General features: G+C 48.1%; 3 protein-coding genes. All 3 read right to left on the reverse strand.

Annotated elements, in window-relative coordinates; translation table 11 throughout:
- On the reverse strand, positions 1-502 hold a 502-nt coding region (locus J1785_RS03470), incomplete at its 3' end, for a T6SS immunity protein Tli3 family protein (protein WP_238483055.1).
- Positions 503-520: 18 nt separating this feature from the next.
- Positions 521-2,656 carry a T6SS effector phospholipase Tle3 domain-containing protein gene (locus J1785_RS03475; protein WP_217218816.1) on the reverse strand — a complete coding sequence of 712 codons (2,136 nt, stop codon included), beginning with the start codon at positions 2,654-2,656 and terminating at the stop codon, positions 521-523.
- Positions 2,649-5,114 carry a type VI secretion system Vgr family protein gene (locus J1785_RS03480; protein WP_274388849.1) on the reverse strand — a complete coding sequence of 822 codons (2,466 nt, stop codon included), beginning with the start codon at positions 5,112-5,114 and terminating at the stop codon, positions 2,649-2,651. The genes J1785_RS03475 and J1785_RS03480 overlap by 8 nt, the downstream gene beginning before the upstream one ends.
- Positions 5,115-5,116: the final 2 nt, after the last annotated feature.

Consider the following 5,116-nt stretch of genomic DNA (forward strand, 5'->3'; position numbering starts at 1 on the left):
CAGACGCCGTATAAGGAATACCTGGCCCGCCAGGAAGGATGCGCGGATCGTCAAATCCTCTGGACGACATATAGAGGCTTTTTTTAGTCAGTAAAAAACCCTGATCGTTAACGACGGTGAAAGAAATGACATCTTCTGACGGGGGTTGATTCATTTCGTCAGGTTCATTAGGACCTGGAGAAAACATAGCTGTACTCCATGTTTGCCCATAATCTTTAGACACTCTAAAACCTCCTGCACTCCATCCTGTTAGGGCAATATATCGCTCAGAGGGATGTACAAGTTTTCGGGTGAATATGCGATAAAACTGACCCACAGGATTTGAACGAACCCCCCTTTTAGTATCGATGTACCAAAGTTCCCCTTCGCAATTCCAGCCTTTAAGTTCCAGATACCTGTGATCGTCAAAGCGATAAACCACCTGCGTCGGCACTTTTTTGGCCTGTACAGTGTTGGCTGCCGCAATCAGTAGTAAGCCTGTTAATAATTTCATTCCGTTCATCACGTCTCCTTTATGACTTCATGACTTCAACTGGCTGTCACTTAATGGTTGCGGCATTTCCCATTGTTTGATTGCTACCATTCCTGAACTTCCCGCCAGGAAAAGCTCCATTTCGATTTCAATACGGCTGCGCACATAAGGTTTTTCACGTGGGCCATAACCATTGTCCACACCAAAATCACCTTTCGGAAGCACCTGCTCGGGTTTACTCATATGTATCTTCGTATTGTCATAGGGAAGTTTTCCACTCCTGTAGTATTCCTTTGCATCAAAGAATGGATTCAACGGATCCCGCCAGTCAGCCCGATGGAGCAAACTTTCCCAGAATTTGCCTTCCTGATAATCGAATGACTTGCACTGACCAATGGCCAGATCAAATGCCATGGCATGTGAGGGCGCAAATTCACTCATCACGATGGAGGAATGCTGGCTGTAACCCACCGGATCCGTTTTCAGCCATTCCTTTTCCAGTTCCTCGCGTGATTTCAGCCAGGTAAACTGAATACCGCGATATTCAGGCGTTCCTGTGATCACCCCTTTGATGATTTTCTTTTCACGGTAGATACTTTCGATAATCAGTTGTTGTTCACTGAGCACCGAACCCGGCATAAGGTCGCGGTAATCATATTTATCCAGCTGATAGATGGCCTTGCCTGTCCGGCTTATCGCGCCCGCTTTGGCAGAATAGGAAATCGTCTGATCGGGGCTGTCCGGATCAACGGCGTGTTCGTAATTTGTGTTCTGTCCCTGCAATACAAATTTAAAGGGTTCCGGCAACTCCTCAGCATTGGGTATCACGTCGCGGAAATAATAAGCGGCATTGATGCCTGATGCGGTGCTGAAATCGCCGGATTTCTTGATGGGATAAACAAAAGGTTGTCCGTCCGGAGCTTTGCCTACCTCACCATGCTGGACAAAGACGCGCTGATAAAGATTAGGGATATCCTGAGCAATCGCCTGTGGCACTCCCCGCCAGCCGATCCCCTGAACGTTTTGTAATGACACAATGTCATCATCGACACAGAAATAATTAAACACTCTGCCGTTATTATTCCGGCTGTAGCGCTGGTCAGTGTGCCACTGGTTTTTCCTGGCCGACGGCAGCGCACACAATGTCTCAATGGCCGTTATTTCCTCCTCCGTGTGTTGTGCTCCCTGGTATTGCGTCGCCATCAGGTTGCAGAAGTTTCTAAAAGTCTTCTGTCTGGCCTCGGTGGTTTGCTGATTTCCTTCCTGAATGTTTTCACTTATCCGGCTTTCCAGAGAATACGGAGAGTGGTTCATGATCACGCAGTTTGCCGGTTCTCCGCCTGCCTGTTTAACCAGCATGTTCGCCAGCATGGTAATAATGGTTCCCTGGCTGTGGGCGACGACGTTTATCACATCCTTTTCTGTTACAGGATTATCTCGGATCTGCATAATTAAATCCGCCAGCCTTTGTGCGGCAAAAAACTGATAGATGCGGTGCGGGTTTGGGTAAATCGGGTGAGTGTAATCGCCGCCGTTCATATACAGCGTGGCGAAGCCTACCGCCGCCAGTACCGCGCCCCCTGAACCCGGCCCTAACATATCCGGTATGCTGGTGGTCGCGTTGGCAAACGTACCACCATTTTTTGCAAAATTGGCATCCAGCGCATTTTTAAAACTGTCGTTCTGAAATTTGACAGAATTGCCGCCGTCATTCCCCTGAGCCGCCATTTTTTTAGGATCATCTTCCTGGTAAGCGTCATAGGGGAGTCTGGCGTCGTCGTGTAAAGTCTTCAGTTCATCACGATACTTTTGTTGATCTTGAATGTAGTCGTCATGGGTAACGGGCTTATAGCCCCAGTAGAAAGGAATTACCGGTGAGCGGCCGGGAGCTTTGATTTTTTGCTGCGCACTTTCATTATGCATCAGCATAAAATCCCGCCATTCGTGCGCGTATAAATCGGCGCGGTCAAGACGCTTATTCAAACCGGCAATGATGCCTTTTTCCTGATTCTGGTACGCCTCGCCGACGTCATTCACACCGTGTACCAGAATGACAATGCACGGCATAGGCCGTTTAATCCCGATGTTACAGGTCTGTGCCGCTAAACCCAGTGAGTGATGTACACCGATTTCATGGGTGGCAATGACGCGGGGTTGATAAGGGCTACCCTTCTGATCAGTCATGTAAAATCTCCATTTTGAACATGTGAATATCATCAGCATCAAGCAGGGATGAATGTCCTTCACCATCCGTCATCCCCTCGGTAACCGTTCCGTCTGTGCCGGTTAAGCGGAATTTTTGATGAGAGACAGGCTGATCAGGATCATCAGAAGAATGGAGTTTGAATCGCCGCTTAAAGGTGCCTTTTTCAAAAACGGGGGCTGTCGTCGTAACACGTTCCGGCCCCATAAAAGCCAGATTCGGTCCTTTCAGTTCAATACCGGTCGGAGAGAATATTTCAACAGAGCCGTCGGCGTTAATGCGGATACCACCGCCGCCACAGGAAAACTGGATGCCTTTTTTGGCACTGGCGGTCATCTTGCCGTCTGTGGATGACAGCGTGAAATCCTGCTGTGACAGTAAATGCATTTCGCCACGCTGTGCCTGGGCTTCGACATTGCCCGCTGCGGCAATCAGCTGGATCCCCAGTCTCTGAGCAAATAAAGACAACTTTTCGCCGACGGCTAATGAGAATTTTTTAACAATGTTCAGGCTGGCATTGCTGCCTGCGGTGGCAATCAGATCTTCACCCGCTGAAAGCTGAAGCGCCGAGGGAGTGATGAATGCCTGTCCCTGGCCTGAATAGGCTAAAAGTGAGGATGACGTGAGCTGGTTAAGCGCCTTACTCAACTGCTGCTGTGCGCCTGTATCAACCGCACCGGCACCGGCTGTGGTGGCGGTTTGCTGTAATGTCCGGGCGAGTGCTAAGGCGCTTTGCAATGCACTGATGGCAGCCGTCATATCAAGCTGTTTTCCCTCTGCGCCTGGCTGTGGCTCCGTGGTGAGCATCAGCCCTTTAGCGGAACGTATCGTCCCCCACTTATCAGTGCGTAGCTCAAAACCTTCTCCGCGCTTTTGGCGTTCGGCATCGACCAGATGACCGGTATTGAGTTGTGTTTTGCCGTACTCGGTGGACAGCTTGATATGCTCTTGCCCGCGCTTATCTTCGAGTCTTATCTTGTTGAAAGAGGCCGTGCGGATAATGTTGCGTGTGTCGTTTTTGATGGTGACCAGATCAGGATTTGCGCCATCATGGAGCACATGGGAAATAAACGGTCTGTCAGGGTCGCCCAGCTCAAAGGCAACCGCGACCTCGGTATTATCCAGTAAGGGGAAGTGAAAACCGAAGGTATCGCCAGCGTAAGGTCTGCCAAGCCTGACAAAAGCACTTTCGTAACCTTTCTTTTTCTCATCGACATCAAAATCGAATTTAACGATGTAACGGCCTTGCACATCCGTCTCTGCATAAAGGGCATTACGTGTTCTGGCTGATACCCTCGCGGGTACTGTGCCGGAAATGACCGGACGGGGAAGACGTTCAGGGCGAAAACAATACACCTCACTGTAAGGGATGCCGCTGAGTGTCGAAGTAAAATGCTCTGCGCGACTGCCGCTGATTTCAATCTGACAGACGACAAAACCGCGCTTAAAACCCTCAGGGACATTCCCTGTGGGGTAGAACATCACACCCGGTGAAATTTGAGGATCATTGGTCACTGCAGTAAAAATACTTTGGTGATTCAGCAAATATTCGTGGCGCACACGGGCATAAAATGACGCCGATTCGCCCTCAGTCCCATAGTAATCGCCGGAAGTAAGCTGATTATCGCCATAACGATATTCCTGACCTGCACGAACGCTTTCTGAAACATTGTGTACGTAGACAGATTTATCAGCCTGAGGGGAAGACGGGTCACGGTAATTATAATTACGGGTTTTAACGGCATCAGAAACGACGTTGTAGAACTCCCTGAGATCGGTAATGTATTCTTTCTCATTGGTCATTCCAGAGCTCCTGACAAAGGGAATTTTCTTGTCAGAAAACTGATAACCCGTACCACTGTCACTGAATATAATGAGGGTTTCAGTGGTTATTTTGGGATGATTTTCAAAATGAAACCAAATCCCAACTTCGCAGAGCAATCGCAGAATAAATTGTAAGTCTGTTTCCTGCCACTGAATGACCATTGCGCGTGACGGGTAAGTTGACTGGAGTGTTTCAAAGTCAATTTTGTAACTCTGGATCTGCTTGTGTTCCAGCATCACTTTTTTTACCAGCTCAGGAACGCTGATGCCGAGGTAGACAGCAGACTTACGGGTTTTATCAAGAAGCGCTAATTCGTTTTCTAAAACACATTCATAAAGAGCTTCATCTGATGAAGAATCAATACGTGAGAATGATGTAATTACACCGTTTACCTGCTTCATTTCCAGCCACTTCTGGTCAGATTCAAGAAATGCATGAATATTGGGGGCACGAAAAAGGAAAGAGGCGTTCGTGTTAAGAACCTGTTCTATAGGGATACTCTTATCCTGGCATGTGAATTTAATCATGTATTTGTAGGGTTTGCTCAGGTGTTCAGTCGCGGTAAACGATAAGACATCTGCATTAATTTTTTCGTTAAATAGAAAGCATAACAAAT

The sequence above is a fragment of the Rahnella perminowiae genome, assembly GCF_019049755.1.
In the GTDB taxonomy this organism is placed as follows: domain Bacteria; phylum Pseudomonadota; class Gammaproteobacteria; order Enterobacterales; family Enterobacteriaceae; genus Rahnella; species Rahnella perminowiae.